The sequence below is a fragment of the uncultured Shimia sp. genome, assembly GCF_913054185.1.
GTDB lineage: Bacteria > Pseudomonadota > Alphaproteobacteria > Rhodobacterales > Rhodobacteraceae > Shimia.
The window spans coordinates 1-23006 of sequence record NZ_CAJXIV010000011.1 but is presented as its reverse complement, the minus strand read 5'-3'; the positions used below and the strand labels follow the sequence as shown (position 1 = coordinate 23006).

The following is a 23006-nucleotide window of genomic DNA, read 5'->3' as shown; positions in this document are numbered from 1 at the left end:
TTAAATTTGCTTCGCCCCTGCCGTGCAATACGGACAGGGCCTTGCTACACCTCCAATAAGGTTGCAAAGACCAGATCTTTCAACCACGCTTCACTGCAAACAGGGAGGATAGGCAAAATGATGCGCACCCGTGCCGCCGTCGCTTTGGAAGCCGGCAAACCACTCGAAATCATGGACGTGAACCTGGAAGGCCCCAAGGCCGGCGAGGTTCTTATTGAAATCAAGGCCACAGGCCTGTGTCACACAGATGAGTTCACCCGCTCCGGGGCGGACCCCGAAGGGCTGTTCCCATCGATCCTGGGCCACGAGGGCGCAGGCATCGTTATGGAAGTCGGCGAAGGCGTCACCACGCTGAAACCCGGCGATCATGTGATCCCGCTCTACACGCCGGAATGCCGCGAGTGTCATTCCTGCCTGTCAGGCAAAACCAACCTCTGCACCGCCATCCGTGGCACCCAGGGTCAGGGCCTGATGCCAGACGGCACCACGCGTTTTTCCATGCTCGATGGCACGCCGATCTACCACTACATGGGCTGCTCGACCTTCGCCAATCACACCGTGATGCCGGAAATTGCGCTCGCCAAGGTGCGCGACGACGCGCCGTTTGACAAAATCTGCTACATCGGCTGCGGCGTGACCACCGGCATCGGCGCAGTGATCAACACCGCCGGCGTGGAGATCGGCTCTTCTGCGGCGGTCTTTGGTCTCGGCGGCATTGGCCTCAACGTGATCCAAGGCCTGCGCATGGCTGGCGCGGACACCATCATCGGTGTGGATCTCAATGACGACAAAGCGGAGATGGCCAAGAAATTTGGCATGACCGACTTTGTGAACCCGTCCAAGCTGGGCGACCAGTCCGTGGTCGACGCCATTGTCGAGATCACCAAGACTGAGAAAGACCAGTTTGGCGGCGTGGACTATTCCTTTGACGCCACCGGCAACGTGCAGGTCATGCGCGACGCGCTGGAATGCTCCCACCGAGGATGGGGTGTCTCTGTGATCATCGGCGTGGCCCCGGCTGGTGCCGAAATCTCCACCCGTCCCTTCCAACTTGTGACCGGTCGTGTCTGGAAAGGCACCGCTTTTGGCGGCGCCAAAGGCCGCACCGACGTACCCAAGTTTGTCGATTGGTACATGGACGGCAAGATCGAGATCGACTCGATGATCACCCACAAGCTCAGCCTTGATGAGATCAACCACGGCTTTGATCTGATGCACGCAGGAAAATCCATTCGCGCAGTGGTTGAGTTTTGATCCCGTAAGGGCCATCTTTGAAATAGCCAGGCGCGCCCCCGTGGCGCGCCTTTTTGTTTATAGATTGATTTTAAACCTATGCCCAACCGTACCCGCCCATTGCTGGCCGTCCTGATTGATGCTGACAACATCCCCGCCAAGCACGCCTCCGCCATTCTTAAAGAAATCACTGTGTTAGGAGAGCCAGCCCTACGCCGAGTCTATGGCGACTGGGCCTCCCCCGCCTTGCAAAGCTGGCTGGATCCGGTGCGTACCCTTGGCCTCGTTGCACATCAGGAATCCGCCAACACCAAGGGCAAAAACGCCTCGGACATTGGTCTGGTGATCGACGCCATGGACATCCTGCACTCTGGCCGGTTTGACGGTTTTGTCCTGGTCAGCTCAGACAGTGACTTTACCGCGCTCGCCAGCCGCATCCGCGAACAAGGGTTAAGCGTGTTTGGAATCGGAGAACAGAAAACCCCAGAAAGCCTGCGCAACGTCTGCAATCGTTTCATCTTGATCGAGAACATCGTTGAACCAGAACAGAAACCAACCACCGGGGCAGCCACCACCTCGAGCAAGCGCCCAACCAATGAGGCGGCGCCCTTGATCCGCGCCGCCATGGACAAGCTCGATCAAGACGGGGAGTGGTTTGCACTTGGTGCGATCGGCCACAAGATCGCCGAAGCCCATTCGGATTTTGACACGCGCACGTATGGGCAACCGAAACTCAGTGACCTTGTAAAAAATCTCTCGCAATTCAAAACCCGAAAAACCAGCGGCAATGGCAACCACATAGAAGTCGCCCTCGCCACCAAGAAAAGCTAGCGCTTTCCGCGTCGCCTTAAATCCTGTTCTTCGTAGGGTATTCCAAAGTACTCCTAATTAGATTACCCTACCACTGCTAAAATTACCGCAGGATACCCATGCCCACAGACCACCACATCCCGCGCCCGTTTGAGGCCGAACAGGTCGCCAGCCTGCTCAATCCCGATCCTCTGGTGGGTGAGAGCGCTGGGCTGTTCCTTGCCGCCCCGCGCCGCACCGGCAAAAGCACTTTCCTGCGTCGTGACCTTGCACCGCTTTTGGAGCAGCAAGGCAAATGCGTGCTCTACGTCGATCTCTGGGCCGACCGCAGCTCTGATCCGGCCAAGCTGATCACTGCCTGCCTCGCCAATGCGCTCAAAGACAACGACAGCCTGATCGCCAAATTACACCGCAACGTGCCATTCACCTCCGTCGGCGCGCTGGGCTTCAGCGTGAACTTGAAGTCCGCTGGCCAGTGGGAAGGCACCATTCCCGATGCGCTCCTGCTGCTGTGTGAAGCCACGCAAAAAGACGTGGTGCTGATCATCGACGAAGCCCAGCAAAGCCTCGCCACCGAGGCCGGCAAAAACGCCATGTTCGCCCTCAAAGCCGCCCGCGACGCGGTGAACCAATCCGGCCTGCCCAATCATCTCTATCTGGTGATGACCGGCTCCCACCGCGACAAGCTCGCCGCGCTGATCCACGACCAGCAAGCCCCGTTCTTTGGCGCCCGCGTACGTGACTTTCCCACGCTGAGCAGCAGCTACAGCACTGCACTGACACACCGCATCAATGCCCGGCTCGCACCTGAGGCCCAACTCACCGCCGCCACTGTGGAGGCCGTGTTTGACGAACTCGGTCGCCGCCCGGAAATCCTCAACGATTGTCTGCGGGATCTGATCCTGGAGCCCACCGCAGGCGACGCCGCCCTACGCGCCATTGCTTTGCGCAAAAAACACCAGATGCGTGAAGCCCTGCTTGCCGAAATCGGCACGCTCACCAAATTACAACAGGCCGTATTGCGCAAAATGGCCGTCGAAGGCATCCAGTTCTCGCCCTACACCGACGCCACCCGCCAGGCCCTCGCAGGTCCAGACCGCAAGCCCTACTCCAAAGGCGGCGTGCAAAAAGCCCTCGATGTGCTGCGCGACCGCGGACTTGTCTGGCGCCCCAGCTTTGGCAACTACGTGCTGGAAAACGCCGATCTGGCTCAGGCCCTGCGCGGAGAATAGGCTCCTACCCCGGTGTGTACCAGATTGGCGACGTATATGCCCGCTCCGTGGTGATCATCGGCACCTCAGCACCCATTTCCACCCCAAAGCGCTTGGCCTCATAGGCGGTCCAGCGCGGCGTTGGGATTTCAATCACCCGCGCGTAGTAAAACGCTGACTGACTGGCCTCAAAATCCGGGTCTTGCCAGGTCCCAATCAGCTCCGCCGCGCCAATACTGTTGGTCCAGGTCGCATTGGCCACATCCACCGTATTGCCCACGTCCGGCAGCTTTCCGTCCGTTCCTATCTCCCGCTCTCCGGACCAAGCCACATCATAAATCTGCTCCTGGGTCTCTCCGGCCGAGTCCAGCCAACCTTTCACAATCTGAATCCGATCCAGATTGCCCGACAACGGGTCTTTCAGCGCCGCAAACAAAAAGGTCGGCGCCTTGCCATCCTCGGTCATCGCCAAATTACCGCCCATTGGCACCCCTTTGGCATAGCCCGCATCCGCAGGCAGGCGGCTCAACGCATCTTCGTCCGTGAAATTATACCCGCCAAAGAACCGCACCATCATACGCGATCCGGTGGTGGCATAGGTCTCTTTGCGCATCATCGCGTCAAAAATCGCCGCCCGCGTGTTCTCCCGCGCCCAAACCGCGCCAAGGCCCCCTGCCGCCTGTTTCCAGCCGTAAATCGACAAGTCAGGGTCCGGTGCCTCAATCACAATATGCTTCCACCGCTCCGGCTCTGGCTCCACCCCGGAGTGTTTGCCAAAGAAGTTGTCCTCCTGCGCCGTGGCCATGCCGGTATGGGAATCAGTCGCCCCCACCATGCCAAACTTAAACGGGTTCACGCCCAACTCTTGCTCAATTTTCAAGCCACGTTTGAGTGCCTCTCGCGCATATTCTGCGGCCAGCATCTCCGGCGTTTTGACCTCGGTGCCGTTCAGATTAGACGCATCCCAGGTATCAAAATCCGCAAACTCATCGTCCGGGCTTAGGAACGGATGCGCCTCACCGTCCCCTTTGATCTGTGTCGGCTCGTAAATCGGCTCAAACCGCGCCCGCATCTCGGCAATCTCTTTTGTCAGCTCGGACCCATCCCAGGCGTTCATCGAAAACATCCGCCCATTGGACAGGTTGCCGTTGTGCGCAATTGCCAAGACCTCGCCGCCCGTTCGGGCTTCATACTCCGCCAGGGAAGCCCACAGGTCTTCAGGGTTCTTGCTATCAAACTGAGAAAACGGCCGAGTCTGATTGGCCCGCACGCTGTCATCCCGGAACAGCACATTTCGGTGCAGGTTGTTGGCACCTTCGGTGGTGTACTCATAACCGATGATCGCCGAAAACACGCCAGGTTCATTGAACCTGTCTGCCAGCGCCGTGTAATTCTCCCATGCGTGTTTTATTGCCTTAGGATTATCAATTGGCGGCACATCCCCGGACAGCGAGGCCACAATCTCCATCGCGGTGTCAAAAGTGACCTGAGGGTCCCCGGCCGTTAGCTTTTCATACCACTCCTTGCCTTTGGGTGTGGACAAGATTTCTGCATCCCCTCCCAAAAGCTGCGGCATCAGCCCGTACATCTCCGCGTGGTCTGACACCACCAACCAGTCCAAGGGCCGCGACAGCTTCGCCCGCAGTCCGTGGGTGGTGGTCACCTCCTCGCCGCGCGCAAAGCGGAAGGCATCTTCTTGTGACAACCGCGTCATGGTGCCCGCATCCACAGACACCATCGTGTGCAAATGGCTATCCCCCCAAAGCGGCACCTGCGGGAAATTCCGGCCCGCGTAGGGTGAATACCCATCCGGCGCGAGCACCACCTCGGTGTCTTCTTTTTTGGTGCTATATTCTTGGGCGACGACGCTGGTTGAAAGCGTCAAACCCGTCACAGAAAGGGCGGCTAAAAAATAGCGTGTCTTACGTGAGTTCCAAAGAGCCTTAGGCATGGCATCCTCCAAGCAACAATCTAAGCAAAGGTATTTTGGGACGCGCAGGGCCATAAATTCACGCCATACGCGCAAGTCAATTGGCGGTAGCCTAACACAGCTGCCGCCCAAATCTATCAACTTATACTTGAAACGGCCTTCTCAGACCGGTGGCGTCAGCTCAGATTGCTATTGCCGCGCCCCATAGCGCGCCATGAACATCTCCACCGCGCCATCCACGACATAATCAATCTCGCCCTGCGCAAAATCAGTTTGCACCCCGGTCACCTGTCGCAAAAACAGCCCGGCTTTGCACAACTCAGCAAACTGATCCGCCGCGAGGCCAAAATCATCAACTTGCAATTCGCCGCGCTCTTCCGCCATGTAGAAAAACTCAATCAGGCGGGTTTTCAAAATCCCCGGGCCGGTTTCGTAAAACTGCCGCCCAATATCCGGAAACCGCTCACCCTCAGACACACAGACCCGAAACATATTGCGGCCAAAGTCAGACAGGATGATCTCCATCAGTCCACGACCCACAATGCCCAGCACCTCTGGCACAGGCCGCTCAAGGTCCACCTGTGCCTCAAGCCCTTCTGCCTGTAAAATGCACTCCCGCCGCGCCACCTCTGCAAACAACATGCGTTTGTCAGGAAAGTAATTATACAACGTCGCCTTAGAGACCCCGGCCTTCTGCGCGATCACATCCATGCTCACGCTTTCAAAGCCATGGGACATGAACAACGCCCGTGCGCTGGCCACCACCTGTGCAAACTTGCGCCCCTTTTTCAGGATCGCCACAGTGTCCGTCATAGATCTCTCATAGGCTTGTCCGGCCTCCCGGTGAGTGTGATGGGTACAATACACCGTGCGCTTCCTTTGCAGCAAGCGCTTGCACCTCACAAAACGGTATGATTGTTTAGAATTATTCTAAACTGGAGCTTCTTATGCGCTTTCTGCCGTCCCGCAAACGTCTCAAAGACCTCAGCGAACAAGATATTCTTGCTCTGGCCATTGCGTCTGAAGAAGATGACGCCCGCATCTACCGCAGCTTTGCCCAACACCTGCGTGAGGATTACCCCGCCTCCGCCAAGGTGTTTGATGACATGGCGGCGGAAGAAGACAGCCACCGACAATCGCTGATAGCCCAACACCGCGCCCGTTTTGGCGACACAATCCCTTTGATCCGTCGCGAACATGTCGCCGGATTTCACAGCCGTGCGCCCCTATGGCTGACCGCAAATCTGTCATTGGAGGCCATCCGTGCGCAGGCTGCTGGCATGGAGCAGGATGCCGAAAACTTCTACCTCAACGCCATGAAGCAAGTCAGCAACGCCAAGACTCGCAAGCTGCTGGGAGATCTGGCCGCCGCCGAAGCGGGCCACCAAAACACCGCTGTTGAGATGGCAGAAAAACACCTCGACCCCGCCGCGCGGGATGAGGAAAACGACAAAGCCAACCGCCAGTTTCTTCTGACTTGGGTACAACCCGGTCTTGCCGGCCTCATGGACGGCTCGGTCTCCACCCTAGCGCCGATCTTTGCCACCGCCTTTGCCACGCAAGACACACACACCACTTTTCTGGTTGGCCTCGCCGCCTCGGTCGGCGCAGGCATCTCCATGGGCTTCACGGAGGCCGCCAGCGACGACGGTGAGCTTTCTGGACGTGGCTCCCCAGTAAAACGCGGTTTTGCCTCTGGCATCATGACCACATTGGGTGGCCTGGGCCATGCCTTGCCGTATCTGATCACCGACTTCTGGACCGCAACCATCATCGCCATCATCGTGGTGTTTGTGGAGCTTTGGGCCATCGTCTGGATCCAGAACCGCTTTATGAAAACCCCCTTTGGCCGCGCCACGTTCCAAGTGGTGCTGGGCGGCGCGCTGGTGTTTGCCGCTGGGGCAATCATTGGCGGCGGCTAGTCGCTGTCCATGTCTTCCAACATCACCGCCCAGCTCTGCGCCCACGGCCCAAACGGGCGCAAAAGCGCGAACAACTCCTGCCCAGCCTCTGTCAGCGCATAGCCCTCTTCGCCGCGACATACCAAGCCGCTTGCGCTCAATTCCTTGAGTCGGCGGTTCAACACCGTTGGGGACACCTTTTCGCACCTGTCTTGCAACGCCCGGAAGGTAAGCCCCCCTTCAGAGAGCTGCCACAACACGCCCAGCGTCCAACTGCGCCCAAGCAAATCAAACAACGCCATAATCGGCTTGCCTGACCTGGACCCACGCACCGGCTGACCTGGGATTGGAACTTGTGCTGGCATCTCGCCCCCTTGCTACATTTTTGATAGCGATGTATCTGCTACATAAAGCGTAGCGAATCTGAGTGCCCCTGTCATGATCTTTCTTCCCCTTCTCGTCGCCATCGGCGCTTCTTTTGGCTGGGCCAGTGGCATCGTGCTGGCAGAGGCACCTGCCAAACAGCTGGGCGCGTTTGCCTTCACCCGCATTCAACTGATTGCTTGCGCTCTTATTGTGACGCTTCTCGTTTCCACCCTTGGAGATTGGCACAGTGTGGAGTGGAGCTTCTGGCCCGCATTTGTCACAAGCAGCGTGTTTGGCATTGTCCTTGGAAACCTTGCCATGATCGCCTGCTTGCGTCGCGGAGGGCCGCGCCGCACCGAGTTGTTGCTCTCCATGAAAGCCCCCGTTGTCGGGATCATGGCGTTTATCTGGCTCAACGAAATCCCAACAACAACAGACCTCATGGGGGCCTGCATCGCGCTCTGCGGCGTTTGTCTCGCCATTTTCTTTGGCAACAGCTCCCCGTCAAAGAGCGACGCGCAAACCGGCAAACTGTCGATCACTATCCTTTTGGGACTGACGGCCACCACCCTTCAAGGCTACGGGTTTTTGGCAATGAAACCGGCTTTGCAGGCCGGCCTCGAACCGCTGACTGCCACCGCCATCCGCCTCATAGGTGCCGCTGTCTTGATCTCCATCTTGGCGTTCTGGCCCGGTGCAGCAGTGCGCGCGCAAAGCCCGGTTTCCCCAACCCTCCTTGGTCGCACCATTTTGCCCGGTTTTATTGGATACGTCGTGTCGTCATCCCTTCTGCTCTACGCGTTCACCCAACTTGATGCGGGGATCGCGGCGGTGTTTGGATCGCTCTCCCCCGTGCTCATTTTGCCCATCCTTTGGTGGAAAGACCGCCAGCGACCACACAGCCACGCAATAATCGGGGCGCTTCTTACGGTTTTGGGCACCGCAGTCATCGCGCTCGCCTAAGCCGCACCATTTGCCAACATTCCCAAACCTGCTAAGGCTGGCGCATGTTGGCAATCTTTCTGAAAACACTACCGTTTTTTGCGATCATCGGCCTGGGCTACTGGGCCGGGCGCACACGCTTCTTTTCTGCGGAAGCCACGGCCTATCTCACCAAGTTTGTCTTCTACTTTGCCCTCTCGGCCATGCTCTTTCGGTTTTCCGCCAATCTCAGCCTCGCCGAAGTGCTCAACTGGCGCCTGATTGGCGGCTACCTCATGGGCTGCGTTGCGGTCTACGGCCTGGCGACCCTTGTGGCCATGTTACGCAAACAAGACATCGCCACCGCCGCTGTAGAAGCCCAATGCGCCACCATCGGCAACGTCGGTTTCCTTGGCGTGCCAATGCTCACCCTTCTGATGGGCGCTGAGGCCATTGGCCCTGTCATGATGGTGCTGGCCGTCGACCTGATTGTGTTTTCCAGCTTGATTGTGATCCTGATTACCGGATCGCGTGACGGCCGTATGCACCTCGGCGTGTTGAAAACCGTCACCATGGGTCTGCTGCGCAACCCAATGATTGTGGCCATTTCTCTCGGCTTTGTCTGGTCCGCGCTGGAAATCCCAATCCCCGACCCATTAAACGAGTTCCTCGCTATCCTTGGTGGGGCCGCCACCCCGGGCGCTCTGTTTGCGATTGGTGCGTCCCTCGCCGGCAAATCTGCCGAGCGGGTCGAAGTGGCGCTTTGGCTCACCTTTGCCAAGCTGATCCTGCACCCGCTGTGTGTTGCCATCGCTGTCCTTTGGCTCCTGCCAATTGACACCTACTCCGCCTCTGTAGTGATCGCTGCTGCCGCGCTCCCTGTTGCCGGAAACGTCTACATGCTGGCCCAGCACTATGGCGTTGCGCCCCATCGCGCATCGGCGGCAATCCTGTTCTCCACGCTCTTCTCCATCGCCAGCGTCAGTGTTGTGATTGCATGGGTCTCCCAACTCTGACATCGTGGACGTCGACCCTTTTGGCAGGAGGCCTTCCCATGGAAATCATCTCAGAAAATCGCGCGTTTGGCGGCACCCAAGGCGTGTACAGCCACAATTCCCACAGCACCCGCTGTGACATGACCTTTGGCCTGTTCCTGCCCGAAGAAGCCCAAATGGGGCCCGTGCCAGTGATCTGGTATCTGTCTGGCCTGACCTGCACCCACGAAAACGCCATGGTAAAAACGGGCGCCCAGCAATGGGCCGCCGAACAGGGCATCGCGCTGGTGTTCCCAGACACATCGCCCCGCGGCGAGTCTGTGGCCGATGATCCGGCGTATGACCTTGGCAAAGGCGCAGGCTTTTACGTGAACGCCACCCAAGCACCGTGGACCCCGCATTACAATATGTGGGACTACATCACCGAAGACCTGCCATCCTTCCTGCAAGAGGACTTCCCGCTCGACCTATCCCGCCAATCCATCATGGGCCACTCCATGGGCGGCCACGGAGCCCTAACCATGGCGATGTCCTTGCCGGGCCGCTTCCGCTCCGTATCTGCCTTTGCGCCCATCGCCAACCCCACTGCCTCTGAATGGGGCCGCAAGCAGCTCACCGCCTATCTGGGCGACGACGAGTCCACTTGGGCCGCGCATGACGCCACCCTGCTAATGAAAGACAAAGGCTTTGACGGCCCCATGCTGGTCGACACCGGCACCAACGATCAGTTCATCGATCTGCTGTGTCCTGAAGCCCTGGCACAAGCCGCCAATGCCCGCCGTCAGGAAGCCACGCTGCGCCTGCAAAAAGGCTATGATCACAGCTACTTCTTTGTCTCCACTTTCATGGAAGAGCACATCGCCTTCCACGCCGAAGCGCTCTACGCAGATTAAGAAAGAGCACTACAAATGACCGCTATTTATGTGGATGCCGACGCCTGTCCGGTGAAAGCCGAGGTCGAACGCGTTGGCACCCGTCACAAAGTGACCATCTACGTGGTATCCAACGGCGGGCTGCGCCCCTCGCAGAACCCGCTGGTGGAAAACGTGATTGTACCCGAAGGCCCCGATGTGGCCGACATGTGGATCGCGGACCGGGCCAAAACAGGCGACGTCGTCATCACTGGCGACATCCCCCTGGCGGCCAAATGTGTGGAAAGCGGCGCACGCGTGCTCAAACACAACGGCGAGGCTTTGACCTCCGCCAACATCGGCAATGTGCTGGCCACCCGCGACCTGATGACCGACCTGCGCGCCGCGGACCCTTTCCGGCAAGGCGGTGGCAAAGGCTTTACCAAGGCCGACCGCTCCCGTTTTCTAGAGGCGCTGGAGCGAGAATTGCGGGCGGCTCAGCGCTAAAACCTGCGTGCGCGGCACATGTTGGAACCTCTGGCGGGGATGTTGGCGACAATGAAGGCAAAGCCCTAGTTCCGGCCCTTCAGTTGCAATTGGCTCCATTTCAATTGCTTCGGCGCCACATCGCCTGGTGCCCATTCCCGTAAAGATCCGTAATATTGCATGGGCTTACGCTCAGGCCGCTCGTCACTCCAACGCTCACATTTAAAGACAATGGAACAGCTGCGCCAACTGGCGTTTTCCCCGTCGCGGAAGCCAAAAGATGTGTTGGAAGCCAACGTGCCACCAGTACACTCATAGTGGTCATGGCCCGACTGCCAATAACTCCACTTTGATTTCAATCGCAGGACCACGCCTCGCCCGCTGTCACGTTGCCAACTGCCAGACAGAACCTCATATACGTCAAACACGCCATCCCGTGCGGTGTGTTGCAGCTCTTTCACTGCGCCGTTTTTGTAGAACACCAGATTCCCCGAGCTGCTGGAATGCAGCCCACCATGCCACAATGTCGTCGCCGTATTGAGATAGTCCAGATTGGCCGGTTTCAGCAGGCCGGTGGGCTCCTCCACCCAGCCTTTGATCTGCAGTTCGTTCAATTCGGAAAAGAAGTGCGCTGGAAATTCCGCTTGGTCGTCAGCCTGGCAGAATCTATCCCCGTTTTTGGTATCCTCATAGTAGTAAGACGTTCCAGCGGTGTATTGCGGGTCCGCCTGTGCTGTGGTGTCTGTTTGCGGAGCGATCACCTCAGGAGCGCTCACTGATGGGGTCTTGGGCGCAGGTGCGTACCTTTGCACCGCCTCAATCGCCTTGCGTGAGCCTTTGAGACCCAACGTCATCGTCTTGAACTCGTTTTCTGCGTAACTGGCTTCGGTTTGATAGCGGAACTTCACTGTGTCCCCGGACTTAAACGCTTCCAGCATCGCCGCCTGAGTGGGTCCGGAAATTGGAATCCGCACCTGCCCACTGTCGCCGTAATCGATCAAACAGTTTTGTCCGCCGCAGCCGTTCATATCCAACTCGGTGTCGCGGCCGTTGGCATGTTTCACCGACACCCCCATGAAGTGGATCATCGGGTCATCAGACACGCGGTACATGCCGTAGTAATAATCACCAGTCTCCTGATCCCGGCCTAAAAACACCCGCGCCAGCAACGCGCTGTTCTGCACCAGATCATACCCCGCTTCACCATCCTCATACGCCCATCGATCAGACGACAAAGACGCGGGTGTTGGCGCCGCGTTTTCCAACGCCGCCGTCAGCCGATCAATCATGTCCTGATCTGCTCCCTGCGCGTAAGCGTCTTCCAGCAACAAATCCGCCCGCGCGATGTTGCGCTGAACATACTCCCCTTCTGCAAAGTAGATGCCCAACTGCGCCGCCGCTTTGCCGTAGCCCGCCCGCAGCGCCGCTTCAAAATAGTCGATGGCCAGATCGGTGTTCTGCGCCACCCCATCGCCTTCCATGAACTTGACGCCAATGTTGTGTTGCGCCACCGGGTAGCCCGCATCGGCCGCGTCTTTTTGCAGCTCCGCGACCGCTTCAATATCATCGGCGTAATATTGGCACCGCTCCGTGCCAAACACCCAGGCCAGATCATTCTGCGCCACCGGATGCTCTTCCATAATCGCCGCCTGCATCAGCTCGCGAAACGCACTGCCATCCCCATCACAAGCGTCGTCAGACATCTTGTTGAACGTGTCCCGCGCCGGTTGCCAGAACGCCCCCGCATCCTCCGCCACCGCCATGCCAACGCCACCAATCAGGCCTGCAATACAGGCCGTAAAAAACATGTGTTTCATCTCATCCCCCTTGCGCAAAACAGTCTCAAAACACCGCAACGCCTGCCCCAGCGTAAGCTGAGACAGGCGTTTTTGGCAAAGAAAATAGAGATTTGCCTCTTAGAGCAGTGTTTCCAACAGATCGAAGCCTTTGCCCCAACCACTGTCCATGTTGCCCATCATCTCCGCAAAACAGGCGGCTTCTTCCGCACTGGCGTCCACTGGCACTTGCTCCAGCTTCACTTTGGTCTGCCCGCCATCCTCGGCAAATGTTACCGTGGTCAACAGCTTCTGCGGCCAGTTTGGCATCATTGGATTGGGGATTTGCAGCCACTCTGCATCAGTGCTGTGGTGCATCCAGACAATCTTCTCTCCATTGGCCACCTCTTGAAACTCCATCCGACTGTAGTCAGATTTCTCGCCCCATTTCATCTCATTGAGCCACCGCCCCCCGGGGCGCAGATCAAACTCGTGGATCACGGTTTCCACACCCGGTCCGTACCAGACCGACAATAGTTTTGGGTCGCTAAACGTCTTCCACACCATTTCGGCGGGCGCTGCAAACGTGCGGTTGAACAAATAGATCGGTAAATCAGTCATCTTTCAAAAAGTCCTTTTTTACAGTGGTTTCAGTTTCAGATTTCATTGTCTCAAGGAGCGCATCCAGTTGATCAAAGCTGCCGGACCAGAAGCGGCTGAATTGCTCCATCCAGTCCACTGCCTCTTTCATCGGCGCGGCCTTCAGATACGCTGGACGGCTTTGTCCCACCTGTCCGCGCTCAATTAACCCAGAGGCCTCCAGCACCTTCAGATGTTTGGACACCGCCGGTTGGCTCATCTCAAACGGCTCTGCCAAATCGCGCACATTGGCTTCACCCTCACTCAACCGCGCCAGAATCGCGCGGCGGGTGGGGTCTGCCAACGCGGCAAACACAGCGTTCAATTCGGGGCTTTCATAACCAGATAGTTTCATAACTCAATGGTTATGAATAAAATCAAACTGAGTCAACAGCCTTTGTGAGAGCGCAATTCACATGTTTTCCCGCCAAGGTCGTTTTTGACCTAGACCCGCCTCCCGAATTCGCGCCATCTGCGCCTATGTCCCAGTCCCGTTCCACCTTGCCAATTGGCCCGCTCTCCGCCCTGATCGCGACGTTTTTCTTTGCAATCAACGACGCCGCCATCAAGTTCCTGTCCGGCGACTATGCGCTGCATCAAATTGTGCTGATCCGCTCGCTCATTGGCCTGACCATTCTGATGATTGTGATTGTGCCGTTCCAAGGTGGTTTCTCTGCCCTGCGCACCCGACGCCTTGGCATGCACATGCTGCGCGGTCTCTGCGTGGTCTTTGCCAACACCACCTTCTTCCTGGGCCTGTCCGTGCTGCCTCTGGCCGACGCCATGGCGGTGTTTTTCATCTCGCCCCTGCTGATCACCCTGTTTGGCGCGCTTCTGCTCGGTGAGGTCATTGGCCCGCGTCGCAAAGTCGCCGTGGTGGCCGGCATGATTGGCGTCTTGATCATGATCCGCCCCGGGGCCTCTGACTTCAACCTCGCGCTGCTCCTGCCCTTGGTCTCCGCCGTCGCCTACGCGCTGCTGCACGTGCTGACCCGCAAAATTGGCACCACCGACAGCGCCGCCACAATGGCTGTCTTCATCCAGGTTGTTTTCATTGTCGTGGCCAGCATTGTGGGCCTGCTTCTGGGCCATGGGGAATATGAAAACGCTGGCGGCGAGATGATCAGCTTTCTGCTGCGCGCGTGGCATTGGCCTGCTCTGGGTGACTGGCCCATCCTGCTTTTGCTGGGCTGCTCCATCGCCTTTGGCGGCTTCTTCATCTCCCAAGCTTACCGGGTGTCGGAGGCCAGCTTGATTGCGCCGCTGGAATATGCCGCCCTGCCCGTGGGTGTGTTGTTTGGCATCGTGATCTTTAAGGAATGGCCTGCCCCCACAACGTGGATTGGCATGGCGCTGATTACTGGCGCAGGGCTGTTTGTGTTCTGGCGCGAAACCAAAGTCAGCAGCGCGCCCATTCCCGATCGCCCGCGAGTCCGCCGCTAAGGCAAAACCCACAAATCCCAGTTTGCTTCCGTGTTTGCACTGACTAAGGTCGGCGCAAACATTTCACTTCAGGGGCAAATTATGTCGCAAATTGACGCCGTGATTTTTGACATTGGCAATGTGCTGATCCAGTGGCAGCCGGAAAACTTCTACGACCGCACCGTCGGCGAAGCCCGTCGCAAAGCCTTCTTTGCGGACACCAACATCCATCACCACCACGAACAGATCGACGCAGGCGCCTCCTTGCCCGGCATGATCGACAGCCTTGTGCCGCAGTATCCCGAATATGAGGCTGAGCTGCGTATGTGGAACGACAATTGGAACGACCTCGCTGCGCCCGCCATCCCGCACTCCGTGCGCCTTCTGGATGCGCTGGTGGACAAAGGCGTGACTGTCTTCACCCTCACCAACTTTGGCCACGACAACTTCCCGCTCTCGCAAGCCGTCTACCCCTTCCTCAATCGTTTCAGTCGCGAATATGTCTCCGGCCGCCTAAAGCTCATCAAACCCGATCCGGCAATCTATGCCCATGTCGAGGCCGACTGCGGCATCGCGCCGGACCGCCTGCTGTTCGCCGATGACCGTGCCGAGAACATCACCGCTGCCGCGGCACGTGGCTGGCAAACCCATCTGTTTGAACATCCGCAAGGCTGGGCCGACCGTCTGGTATCCGAAGGCCTGCTCACAAAGGAAGAAGCCAAATGACCACCATTATTTCCTTTGAAGAGGGCGAAAATAACATCAACTGGCTTGGGCTGACAGACGCGCTCGCCGCTGGCCACACCCTGCCCAAAGCGGAAATCTCCGACAGTTTCCTCTACCGTGGCAAAGACACGCTGCTGCAACGCCAAGCCTGGATCGACGGGCTCGGCATCGCGGTGAAATCCGCCACCATCTTCCCGGGTAACCCGTCTCAGGACGTGCCAATGATCCACGGCGCCGTAACGCTGTTTGACGACGCCCACGGCATCCTGTCCGCGCTCATCGACTTCCACCTTGTGACCAAATGGAAAACCGCAGGCGACAGCCTTTTGGCCGCCCGTCGCCTCGCCCGCCCAGACAGCTCCAAAATCCTGATTGTTGGCGCGGGCACCGTGGGCCGCAACCTGCACGCGGCATATTCCGCCGCCTTCCCCGACGCAGAGTTCACCGTCTGGAACCGCACACAGGCCAACGCCGAAAAAATGGCCGCAGAAATTGACGGCTTGAACGTCGCCACCGATCTCGAGCAGGCCGTGGGCGAAGCGGACATCGTGACTTCGGCAACTATGTCCACTGAACCGACCCTGCGTGGCGACTGGCTGCAACCGGGCCAGCACATCGACCTGATTGGGGCTTACCGCCCCGACATGCGCGAGATCGACGATGTCGCCCTCACCCGCGCCAGCCTCTTTGTCGACAGCTTCGACACCACGCTGGATCACATTGGCGAGTTGAAAATCCCGCTTGCCGAAGGAGTGATCACCCGCGAGGACGTGCTGGCTGATTACTACAACCTCGACAGGTTCACACGCACTTCGGACGACGAGATCACCTTGTTCAAAAACGGCGGCGGCGCGCATCTCGACCTGATGACCAGCCGCTATATCTTGGACCAATGGCAGGCGGCGCAATCTTAAGCCAATCCTAAAGCAAAGGCCGCTGCGGTAACCCGCAACGGCCTCAAAAACACCCCACCTCCGCAAAACAGTCGCGATACCGACGTTATACTGACGTGGTTTTGGCGGGTTAACGCGCCCTACGCTGCAACGCTCGCCGGGGCACTTGGCGTGCGGTTTTCGCGGATCGGCAGGTGCACAATTGCACTAAACGCGCCCACGCCCACACCAACCCACCAGACCATCGTGTAGTCGCCATAAAGATCATACATCCGACCACCCAGCCACACGCCAAGGAAGCTGCCCAGCTGGTGGGAGAAGAACACAATCCCATAAAGCGTGCCCATGTAACGCAGCCCATACAGATGGGCCACAAGACCAGAGGTCAGCGGCACAGTTGCGAGCCACAGTGAGCCCATGACCACCGAGAACACCACCACGCTCATCGGTGTGATTGGCATCAGAATAAAGATCGCCGCCGCTAAGGTACGCCCGGTGTAAATCCCTGCCAACAGGTACTTTTTCGGAAAATGTTTGCCAGCCCAACCGGCCAGCAAGGTGCCGCCAATATTGGCCAAACCAATCAAGGAAATCGCCACGGCACCAAGCGTGGAGGTTGAGGTGATGCCCATATTTGCCAGCGTTGATCCCGCCGCAATTGGCCCACACATCTCCGCAATCATTGCCGGGAAATGTGCGGTGACAAAAGCGAGCTGATAGCCACAGCTGAAGAAGCCCAAAAAGATCAACGTATATGACGGATCTTTGAAGGCCCGCTTCAGGATCGTGCCCATGCTTTCTTGCAGCTCTTCCTTGCTGGCCGCCACAGGTGCCCGCATCGCTGGCAGTAACAGCAAGACCGCCAGAATCGCCGCCGCAAATACCACAAAAGTCTGCTGCCAGGTCATGAACGACAGCATCCACTCCGCCATCGGCGCCCCAAACACCTGCCCGCCAGATCCAGCCGCCGTGGCAATCGCCAAAGACATGCTGCGGTTCTCATCCGAACTTGCGCGCCCAACCACGGCGAGGATCACACCAAAGCCCGTACCAGCGATGCCAAATCCCACAAGAATTTCAAGCATCTGATGCGCTTCCGGCGTGACGGCAAAGGACGACAACACCAGCCCTGCCGCATAGGTCAACGCGCCTAGAATAATGGCTTTCTGATCCCCAATCTTCTCGGCAATCGCACCAAAAATTGGCTGCCCAATACCCCAGGCCAGGTTCTGAATCGCAATCGCCAGCGAGAACTCACTGCGCAGCCAACCAAACTCCTCGGCAATTGGGATTTGAAACACCCCAAAACTGGCCCGAATGGCAAAGCTCACCAGGATGATGATACAGCCCACCATCAAAACCGGGGTCATCAACGGGGTCTTCTCACTCATCATCTCACTCCTGTTCGCGCGTCGCAAACTCTGAACAAATGAACGACCCGAGGTCAATTCAGCATTTGTTCACTCCCTCATAACAGTCTGTCATAGGGTCCGGCGCGGCCCTTTTCCTCACGCTCTCAATTGGCTAAGGGACATGTATGGATAGCTTGCCCGAGATTTACGCCGCCCGCGTGGCTGACGGAACCCTGCACGCCGACGACGCCCAAGTTGCGGTGCTGCCGGAACTGGAACGCATCCGTGTTGCGGTATCCAAACCCGTCCCCAAAAAATGGTTCCGAAAATCTACACCGGAGTCGGTGCAAGGTCTCTACCTCTGGGGCGGTGTGGGGCGGGGCAAATCCATGTTGATGGACCTGTTTGTCGACAGCCTCACCGTGCCGGTACGTCGCGTACACTTCCACGCCTTTATGCAGGAAATCCACGAGGCCATGCACAAGGCCCGCGCCGAAGGCGTCGAAGACACAGTGCGACCGGTCGCCAAGGCTGTAGCCGACAGTGTGCGCGTGCTGGCGTTTGACGAAATGCAGATCACCGACATCACCGATGCGATGATTGTTGGGCGCCTGTTTGAACAGCTTTTTGAGGCTGGCGTTGTGGTGGTCACCACCTCCAACCGTGTGCCAGATGATCTCTACAAAAACGGCCTCAACCGCCAACTTTTCCTGCCGTTTATCGCCTTGATCAAAGAACAGATGCGCAGCTGGGAGTTGGTCAGTCCAACTGATTATCGCCAAAATCGCTTGGCAGGGAATCAGGTCTACTTTGTACAAGCTGGCTCTGAGGCCCGTGCGCAAATCCGCGCCATCTGGGATGACCTCACCGGCGGCGTCGCCGAGCCATTGGTGCTCACTGTGAAAGGCCGCGAAGTCACCCTGCCCGCCTATCGCAACGGCATCGGACGTGCGAGCTTCTTTGACCTCTGTGGCAAGATGTTGGGCCCCGGCGACTACCTCGCCGTGGCCAATGCGGTGAAAGTGCTGATCCTCGAAGACATTCCCACGCTCAGCCGCAACAACTTCAACGAAGCCAAACGCTTCGTGACCCTGATCGACGCGCTTTATGAGGCTAAGGTCCGCCTGATCTGCTCCGCTGCCGCCGAGCCGGAAATGCTCTATCTTGAAGGCGAAGGCATCTTTGAATTTGAACGCACCGCCTCGCGCCTGCGCGAAATGCAGGACGCCGACTGGGGTAAAGACGCCTAATTATGCCGGGTGAAACGCCCGAGGTTGCAGTTTTTCGCCTCTATTGCCTAAGCGCCGCCCAAAATACTGGACAGCTTTCTCACAAACGCCTCCTATGACCACCTAGCTCTACCTCAGAATGTAGAGCGGCACAGGACTCGTTTTGAGAGGGGCAAACAAGATGCGCAAGGTCATCCAACGGGCGGCAAACAAGTACTGTCGCTGGCGGATTGGGCAGACCCTGCCAGGGGTTTTGTCCGATCTGGACGCTTACAAGAAAAAGTCTAACACCACCGGAACACAATGGATCACCCTCTGGATGTCCGTAAAACGCATCCTCAAGTATCAACCGGTCGCGATCCTGGAGTCTGGCACGGGTTCCTCAACGATGGTCCTTGCAGCCTGTGTCAAGAAGCTCAAAGCCGAAAATTCTGACTACAATGGCCGTGTGACCAGTATGGAAAGTGTGGCCGCTTGGCATGCGATCGCATCAGAGAACTTGCCGGAAAAGTACCGCGAACACGTCGAGATTATTCTCGGACCAAGAGAAAAATTCGAAATGGGATTTTTCCGCGGCTACGTGCACTCCAACATACCGAAGCGGAACTATGGCTTTGTACTTCTGGATGCCCCTGCCTTTGACGATGACCATGGCCTGTCCTTCTGTGCAGATGTTTTCAAAATTATGGACTTCGTAACTCACCCGACTATCCACGGCGTTGTGGATGGCAGGGCATCATCGGTGTTTGTGTTGCAAACCCTCTACGGCCCGTCAGCGGCGCGCTACTACCATAGTTTGTTTGCGGCCTCATTCTCGATTCCAAAAATCGATTTTCGAGATCCCAAAAACAACACACCAAAAGACTGGCTCTGCACGCCATTAGGGCGATTGGTTTACCGAAAGTTTCGCAGTCTTCATGGCTGACCAACAACAAAAAGCCCCCGAAGGGGCTTTGAGACGTGTCCAAATCTATGGGAAATGGCAGGGGCACCAGGGTTCGAACCCGGGACCTACGGTTTTGGAGACCGTCGCTCTACCAACTGAGCTATACCCCTAACGTGGGGTGTTTCGTAAGGCACCACCGCGCCGGTGGCAAGAGGGAAAACGCGCAAAAATGGCAAGACTGGCCAGCTTTGATTTGCCCCTGTAAGAGAGGTGCGCACTCAAGAGGTTTTTGCCCCATGTCGCTCAAGCAATCGCTCAACAAACTGCGCAAAAAAATCGCCGACAGCCCGCGTTTCAACAACGCTGTCGAAGGCATGCTGGCGGGGTATGTGCGATTCGCCTTTAAGACCTCCCGATTTGAGCGCAACGGTTGCGAAGAACTCGACGCCTGCCTGGCTCGGGGCGAGGCCGTGATCACCACGGTCTGGCACCAACGGCTGATCCTTGGCCCCTATATGGTCAACGCGCCCAAAGGCACCCGCGTGGCGTCACTCACCTCCGCGGCCCGCGCCGGACGTCTTGCAGGGCAAATCCTCGTGCGTCTGGGATGGGAAACCATTCCCATGTCCAGCCATCAACGCCATGTGAGCCTGTCGCGCGACGTGCTCAAACGCTACCGCGAAGGCTGCTCTCTGGGCGTTGTCCCAGATGGCCCCCGTGGTCCCGCCCGCGTCGCGTCCACTGTGCCGCTGATCTGGGCACGCTCCACCGGTGCGCGGGTGTTCACATTGGCCTTTGCCCAAAAACGGGTGTTGCGTATGCCGACATGGGACAAACAAATGCTGCCGCTGCCGTTTAGCCGAGGAGTGATCACCTGTCAGGAATGGACCGATACGGTCCCGCGCAAACCCACCGAAGAGCAGACCGAAACTCTACGCCTCAGCTTAGAGCGAGCGCTGGACGACATCACCGATGCCGCGGACGCCGCACTGGGCAAACCCAGCGAAAACCCCAATAACAATAAATAGATCGCTCAAGAGGCCTGTACCGAGCGGCGGTCAAACCGTTGCATCACCGGCATCAGCCATGCACGGAACGTCTTCACCGGGCGCTCAAAGTAACGTGCAAACACCAGCCCGACGACAATGGAACCGCTCAACAACAGCGCGTCACGGCCCAGCATTTCCGGCAAAATCGCATCCAGCAGGTGCAGCGCCGGATAATGCGTCACATAGATCGAAAACGTCGCGCCAGCCATCCAGCGAATGGCCTGCGTGCCCCACATCTTTTGCGGATTCAGGATCGCCACACCGGCCACATGTGCCACCGCGCAGAGCCCGATGAAGAGGTTCCAGATAAACTCATCGGAAAATCCCAAAACCATCCGCGCATCGGCTACATCCAACAAGTCTGCGGTCATCGCAGCTAGAACAACCGGCATCCCAGCAATTTGCCCCACCAAATAGAATGATGGCCCGCCAAGTGCCAAAGCCCAGCCCATTCCGCGGGAAAACGAGCAAACGCGCTCAGAACGCAACCAATGCCATAAGGCTACACCAAGCAGCCACGCCGGCATCAACAGCAGCACATTTAGTCCAGCCAACCATGTCAGCGCCACCAGTCCAACAACACGCGCCACACCTTTGGTGAACAACGCCACGCCAAACAGCGCATAATACGCCGCCTCATAGCTCAACGACCACAGCGGCCCATTTGTGCCCAATCGCACCCGGTCAAACGCCGCCCATTCATTGGTGAATGTCACACCGCGCAGCAGGAACTCCCCAACCGGCAGCGCCTGATAGAACCCGTTTGGATAGGCCCCCGCGTCAATCCGTGTGCCAAGCGCATCAAACACCAGTGTCAGGATCAGCGCGGGCACCATCACAGTCAACAGCCGTGTCACCCGGTTGAACGCAAACTGCCCGGCAGATCCATCCCGGTCTGATGCAAACGCGATCACACAGCCGGACATCACAAAAAACACAATCACCGCGTCGCTGCCCACGTTCCAGTCGCGCAGGAAGGCGTAGCTTGTGCCGGTAAAACGCGGGTAGGCCAAATGGGAGAGGACCACGACAATCGTGGCCACCACCCGCAAGACATCCAACCAGATTGAGACGCCTTTGGTCATCTTAACGTCCCTGTGCCGGAGCCGCGCTATCATCGGGCTTACGCTTGACCATCTCGATGCCTGTGGCCTCTTCAAGGCTCTCGACAAAGGGCTTGATCAGCGCGTCTTTCAGCGTGGCATGAGGTTGCTCAATCAATTCACCTTTGCCGTCCGCCACACCAAATTGCAGTTTTTCGTAGCCCTTGGGCACATACAGCGTGCCAAACATCCAATCCCAGATCGCAAACACTTCACCGTAGTTCTTGTTGAAGTGCTTCTTGGCGCTGGAGTGGTGCACATGATGCTGTGCTGGAGAGATAAAGATGTGTTCAAGCACAGGCCCGTAGCTCAGCCATACATGGCTGTGGCGCAGGTTGGCGCCCAGCAGATTGAAGAGGAAATAGCCTGCATTTGCCCCGCCAATAGTCAGCAAGTCAATTTGACCAATCAACAGAAACAAGATCAACGCCTGCACCGTGCCTAGCACCATGCTGTAAATCAGATTGCGAACCAGCAGGAACACGGGGTGGTTGCGGTTGGCGGTCAGCGGCGTCATCACCTCAGCAGAGTGATGCAGCGCGTGAAACGGCCACAGAATCTTGCTTTCGTGGTGGATGTAGTGTGCCCAGTATTTGCAGAAATCCATCGCCAGGATCATGACCAAGGTGGCCAGCGCGCTACGGCCCCAGGTGACATCCAGCGGCTGAAACGGTGTGCCTTGCCAGTCGATGAGATTGGACAGCATCACCTTGGCAACAATCGGCGTAAACAACACCGCGCCAAAAATACCACCCACACCAAGCAGCAAGTTGATGGCAAAAATCTGAATGTCGATGAGGTTGGATTTGTGAGTGTAAACCTCGCGCGGGAACAAGAACTTCGCAAAACTGGTAGGACGTCCGCGATAGAGCCAAATACCAAAAATCATCACAACAGTGGTGCAGAGATAAAATACCGCCAAACGCGATTCCCAGCCCCAAAACATACCCTTAAGTGCGGCCCAAACCTCGTAAACCCAACCCATTTCCATGCTCCCTTTCGCAGTCTGCGCATGATTGCCCCCCGGCATGGCGCCAACCTGACGGGCAAATGCGGGCAAAACATGGCGGAAAAGGGGAATGTGTCGGAAATCGGGACAATCGTTTCCCACTCCAAGCAAAAAGGCCGCCCATTGGGCGGCCTTTCCGTAGTCTGTTGTAAGAATTACGCTAGGCGCAATTACTCAACGATTTTGGATACAACACCGGACCCAACAGTGCGGCCGCCT

The 23006-nt window shown here is 57.6% G+C and carries 23 protein-coding genes and 1 tRNA gene; 14 read left to right on the top strand and 10 right to left on the bottom strand.

What is annotated here, in order from left to right:
* Positions 1-120 precede the first annotated feature (120 nt).
* The 3 genes from QZ517_RS04110 (at position 121) to QZ517_RS04100 (ending at position 3275) form a co-directional block, all read left to right on the top strand.
* A complete protein-coding gene (locus tag QZ517_RS04110; RefSeq protein WP_294222688.1) occupies positions 121-1254 on the top strand; it encodes an S-(hydroxymethyl)glutathione dehydrogenase/class III alcohol dehydrogenase in 1134 nt (377 codons plus the stop codon).
* Positions 1255-1332: 78 nt separating this feature from the next.
* Positions 1333-2064, top strand: coding sequence for an NYN domain-containing protein (locus QZ517_RS04105; RefSeq protein WP_294222539.1), 732 nt, complete (start codon positions 1333-1335; stop codon positions 2062-2064).
* A gap of 98 nt (positions 2065-2162) precedes the next feature.
* Positions 2163-3275 (top strand): hypothetical protein, encoded by a 1113-nt coding sequence (locus tag QZ517_RS04100; protein ID WP_294222533.1) that lies wholly within the window; start codon positions 2163-2165, stop codon positions 3273-3275.
* 4 nt (positions 3276-3279) lie between these two features.
* Here QZ517_RS04100 and QZ517_RS04095 read toward each other — a convergent pair whose 3' ends face one another.
* Together QZ517_RS04095 and QZ517_RS04090 are read right to left on the bottom strand one after the other, a co-directional pair.
* Positions 3280-5205: a DUF3604 domain-containing protein gene (locus QZ517_RS04095; protein ID WP_294222530.1), complete on the bottom strand. Its 1926-nt coding sequence runs from the start codon at positions 5203-5205 to the stop codon at positions 3280-3282.
* A 168-nt stretch (positions 5206-5373) separates the two neighbouring features.
* Positions 5374-5997: a TetR/AcrR family transcriptional regulator gene (locus QZ517_RS04090; protein WP_294222528.1), complete on the bottom strand. Its 624-nt coding sequence runs from the start codon at positions 5995-5997 to the stop codon at positions 5374-5376.
* Positions 5998-6131: 134 nt separating this feature from the next.
* Here QZ517_RS04090 and mbfA point away from each other — a divergent pair, with 134 nt between their 5' ends.
* Complete coding sequence (gene mbfA, locus QZ517_RS04085) at positions 6132-7106, top strand: iron exporter MbfA (protein ID WP_294222525.1); 975 nt, start codon at positions 6132-6134, stop codon at positions 7104-7106.
* On the opposite strand, the gene QZ517_RS04080 is transcribed toward mbfA, so the two are convergent.
* Positions 7103-7450 carry a helix-turn-helix domain-containing protein gene (locus QZ517_RS04080; protein ID WP_294222523.1) on the bottom strand — a complete coding sequence of 116 codons (348 nt, stop codon included), beginning with the start codon at positions 7448-7450 and terminating at the stop codon, positions 7103-7105. The two genes, mbfA and QZ517_RS04080, sit on opposite strands and share 4 nt — an antisense overlap.
* Positions 7451-7523: 73 nt before the next feature.
* Between QZ517_RS04080 and QZ517_RS04075 the strand changes: the two genes are divergently transcribed.
* Genes QZ517_RS04075 through QZ517_RS04060 form a run of 4 tightly spaced genes read left to right on the top strand, consistent with a single transcriptional unit; the run spans position 7524 to position 10725 of the window.
* Complete coding sequence (locus QZ517_RS04075) at positions 7524-8414, top strand: DMT family transporter (protein ID WP_294222520.1); 891 nt, start codon at positions 7524-7526, stop codon at positions 8412-8414.
* Between the two features lie 44 nt (positions 8415-8458).
* A complete protein-coding gene (locus tag QZ517_RS04070; protein ID WP_294222517.1) occupies positions 8459-9388 on the top strand; it encodes an AEC family transporter in 930 nt (309 codons plus the stop codon).
* 38 nt (positions 9389-9426) lie between these two features.
* The gene (fghA, locus tag QZ517_RS04065) at positions 9427-10260 is read left to right on the top strand and encodes an S-formylglutathione hydrolase (protein WP_294222515.1); all 834 of its coding nucleotides are present in this window, start codon (positions 9427-9429) and stop codon (positions 10258-10260) included.
* Positions 10261-10275: 15 nt separating this feature from the next.
* Positions 10276-10725 (top strand): YaiI/YqxD family protein, encoded by a 450-nt coding sequence (locus QZ517_RS04060; protein ID WP_294222513.1) that lies wholly within the window; start codon positions 10276-10278, stop codon positions 10723-10725.
* 65 nt (positions 10726-10790) lie between these two features.
* Here the strand turns inward: QZ517_RS04060 and QZ517_RS04055 are convergent, their stop codons facing one another.
* The 3 genes from QZ517_RS04055 to QZ517_RS04045 form a co-directional block, all read right to left on the bottom strand.
* On the bottom strand, positions 10791-12521 hold the full coding sequence (locus QZ517_RS04055) for a hypothetical protein (protein WP_294222510.1): 1731 nt from the start codon (positions 12519-12521) through the stop codon (positions 10791-10793).
* Positions 12522-12620: 99 nt separating this feature from the next.
* Entirely contained in the window at positions 12621-13100 is a 480-nt protein-coding gene (locus QZ517_RS04050) for an SRPBCC domain-containing protein (RefSeq protein WP_294222507.1), read from the bottom strand.
* Positions 13093-13473 (bottom strand): metalloregulator ArsR/SmtB family transcription factor, encoded by a 381-nt coding sequence (locus QZ517_RS04045; protein WP_294222504.1) that lies wholly within the window; start codon positions 13471-13473, stop codon positions 13093-13095. The genes QZ517_RS04050 and QZ517_RS04045 overlap by 8 nt, the downstream gene beginning before the upstream one ends.
* A 125-nt stretch (positions 13474-13598) precedes the next feature.
* On the opposite strand from QZ517_RS04045, the gene QZ517_RS04040 reads away from it, so the two are divergent.
* The 3 genes from QZ517_RS04040 (at position 13599) to QZ517_RS04030 (ending at position 16180) form a co-directional block, all read left to right on the top strand.
* Positions 13599-14561, top strand: coding sequence for a DMT family transporter (locus QZ517_RS04040; protein WP_294222501.1), 963 nt, complete (start codon positions 13599-13601; stop codon positions 14559-14561).
* An 81-nt stretch (positions 14562-14642) separates the two neighbouring features.
* Entirely contained in the window at positions 14643-15266 is a 624-nt protein-coding gene (locus QZ517_RS04035; RefSeq protein WP_294222498.1) for an HAD family phosphatase, read from the top strand.
* On the top strand, positions 15263-16180 hold the full coding sequence (locus tag QZ517_RS04030) for an ornithine cyclodeaminase (RefSeq protein ID WP_294222495.1): 918 nt from the start codon (positions 15263-15265) through the stop codon (positions 16178-16180). Before QZ517_RS04035 ends, QZ517_RS04030 begins: the two co-directional genes overlap by 4 nt.
* Before the next feature lie 119 nt (positions 16181-16299).
* Here QZ517_RS04030 and QZ517_RS04025 read toward each other — a convergent pair whose 3' ends face one another.
* Entirely contained in the window at positions 16300-17550 is a 1251-nt protein-coding gene (locus QZ517_RS04025; protein ID WP_294222492.1) for an MFS transporter, read from the bottom strand.
* A gap of 146 nt (positions 17551-17696) precedes the next feature.
* Between QZ517_RS04025 and zapE the strand changes: the two genes are divergently transcribed.
* Positions 17697-18761: a cell division protein ZapE gene (gene zapE, locus QZ517_RS04020; protein ID WP_294222489.1), complete on the top strand. Its 1065-nt coding sequence runs from the start codon at positions 17697-17699 to the stop codon at positions 18759-18761.
* Positions 18762-18993: 232 nt separating this feature from the next.
* Positions 18994-19665: a hypothetical protein gene (locus QZ517_RS04015; protein WP_294222486.1), complete on the top strand. Its 672-nt coding sequence runs from the start codon at positions 18994-18996 to the stop codon at positions 19663-19665.
* 55 nt (positions 19666-19720) lie between these two features.
* Here QZ517_RS04015 and QZ517_RS04010 read toward each other — a convergent pair.
* Positions 19721-19796, bottom strand: a tRNA-Trp gene (locus tag QZ517_RS04010).
* 126 nt (positions 19797-19922) lie between these two features.
* On the opposite strand from QZ517_RS04010, the gene QZ517_RS04005 reads away from it, so the two are divergent.
* The gene (locus QZ517_RS04005) at positions 19923-20654 is read left to right on the top strand and encodes a DUF374 domain-containing protein (RefSeq protein ID WP_294222483.1); all 732 of its coding nucleotides are present in this window, start codon (positions 19923-19925) and stop codon (positions 20652-20654) included.
* Positions 20655-20659: 5 nt separating this feature from the next.
* Here the strand turns inward: QZ517_RS04005 and QZ517_RS04000 are convergent, their stop codons facing one another.
* Both QZ517_RS04000 and QZ517_RS03995 read right to left on the bottom strand, forming a co-directional pair.
* On the bottom strand, positions 20660-21760 hold the full coding sequence (locus QZ517_RS04000) for an acyltransferase (RefSeq protein ID WP_294222480.1): 1101 nt from the start codon (positions 21758-21760) through the stop codon (positions 20660-20662).
* 1 nt (position 21761) lies between these two features.
* Positions 21762-22763 (bottom strand): sterol desaturase family protein, encoded by a 1002-nt coding sequence (locus QZ517_RS03995; RefSeq protein WP_294222477.1) that lies wholly within the window; start codon positions 22761-22763, stop codon positions 21762-21764.
* Between the last annotated feature and the right edge of the window lie 243 nt (positions 22764-23006).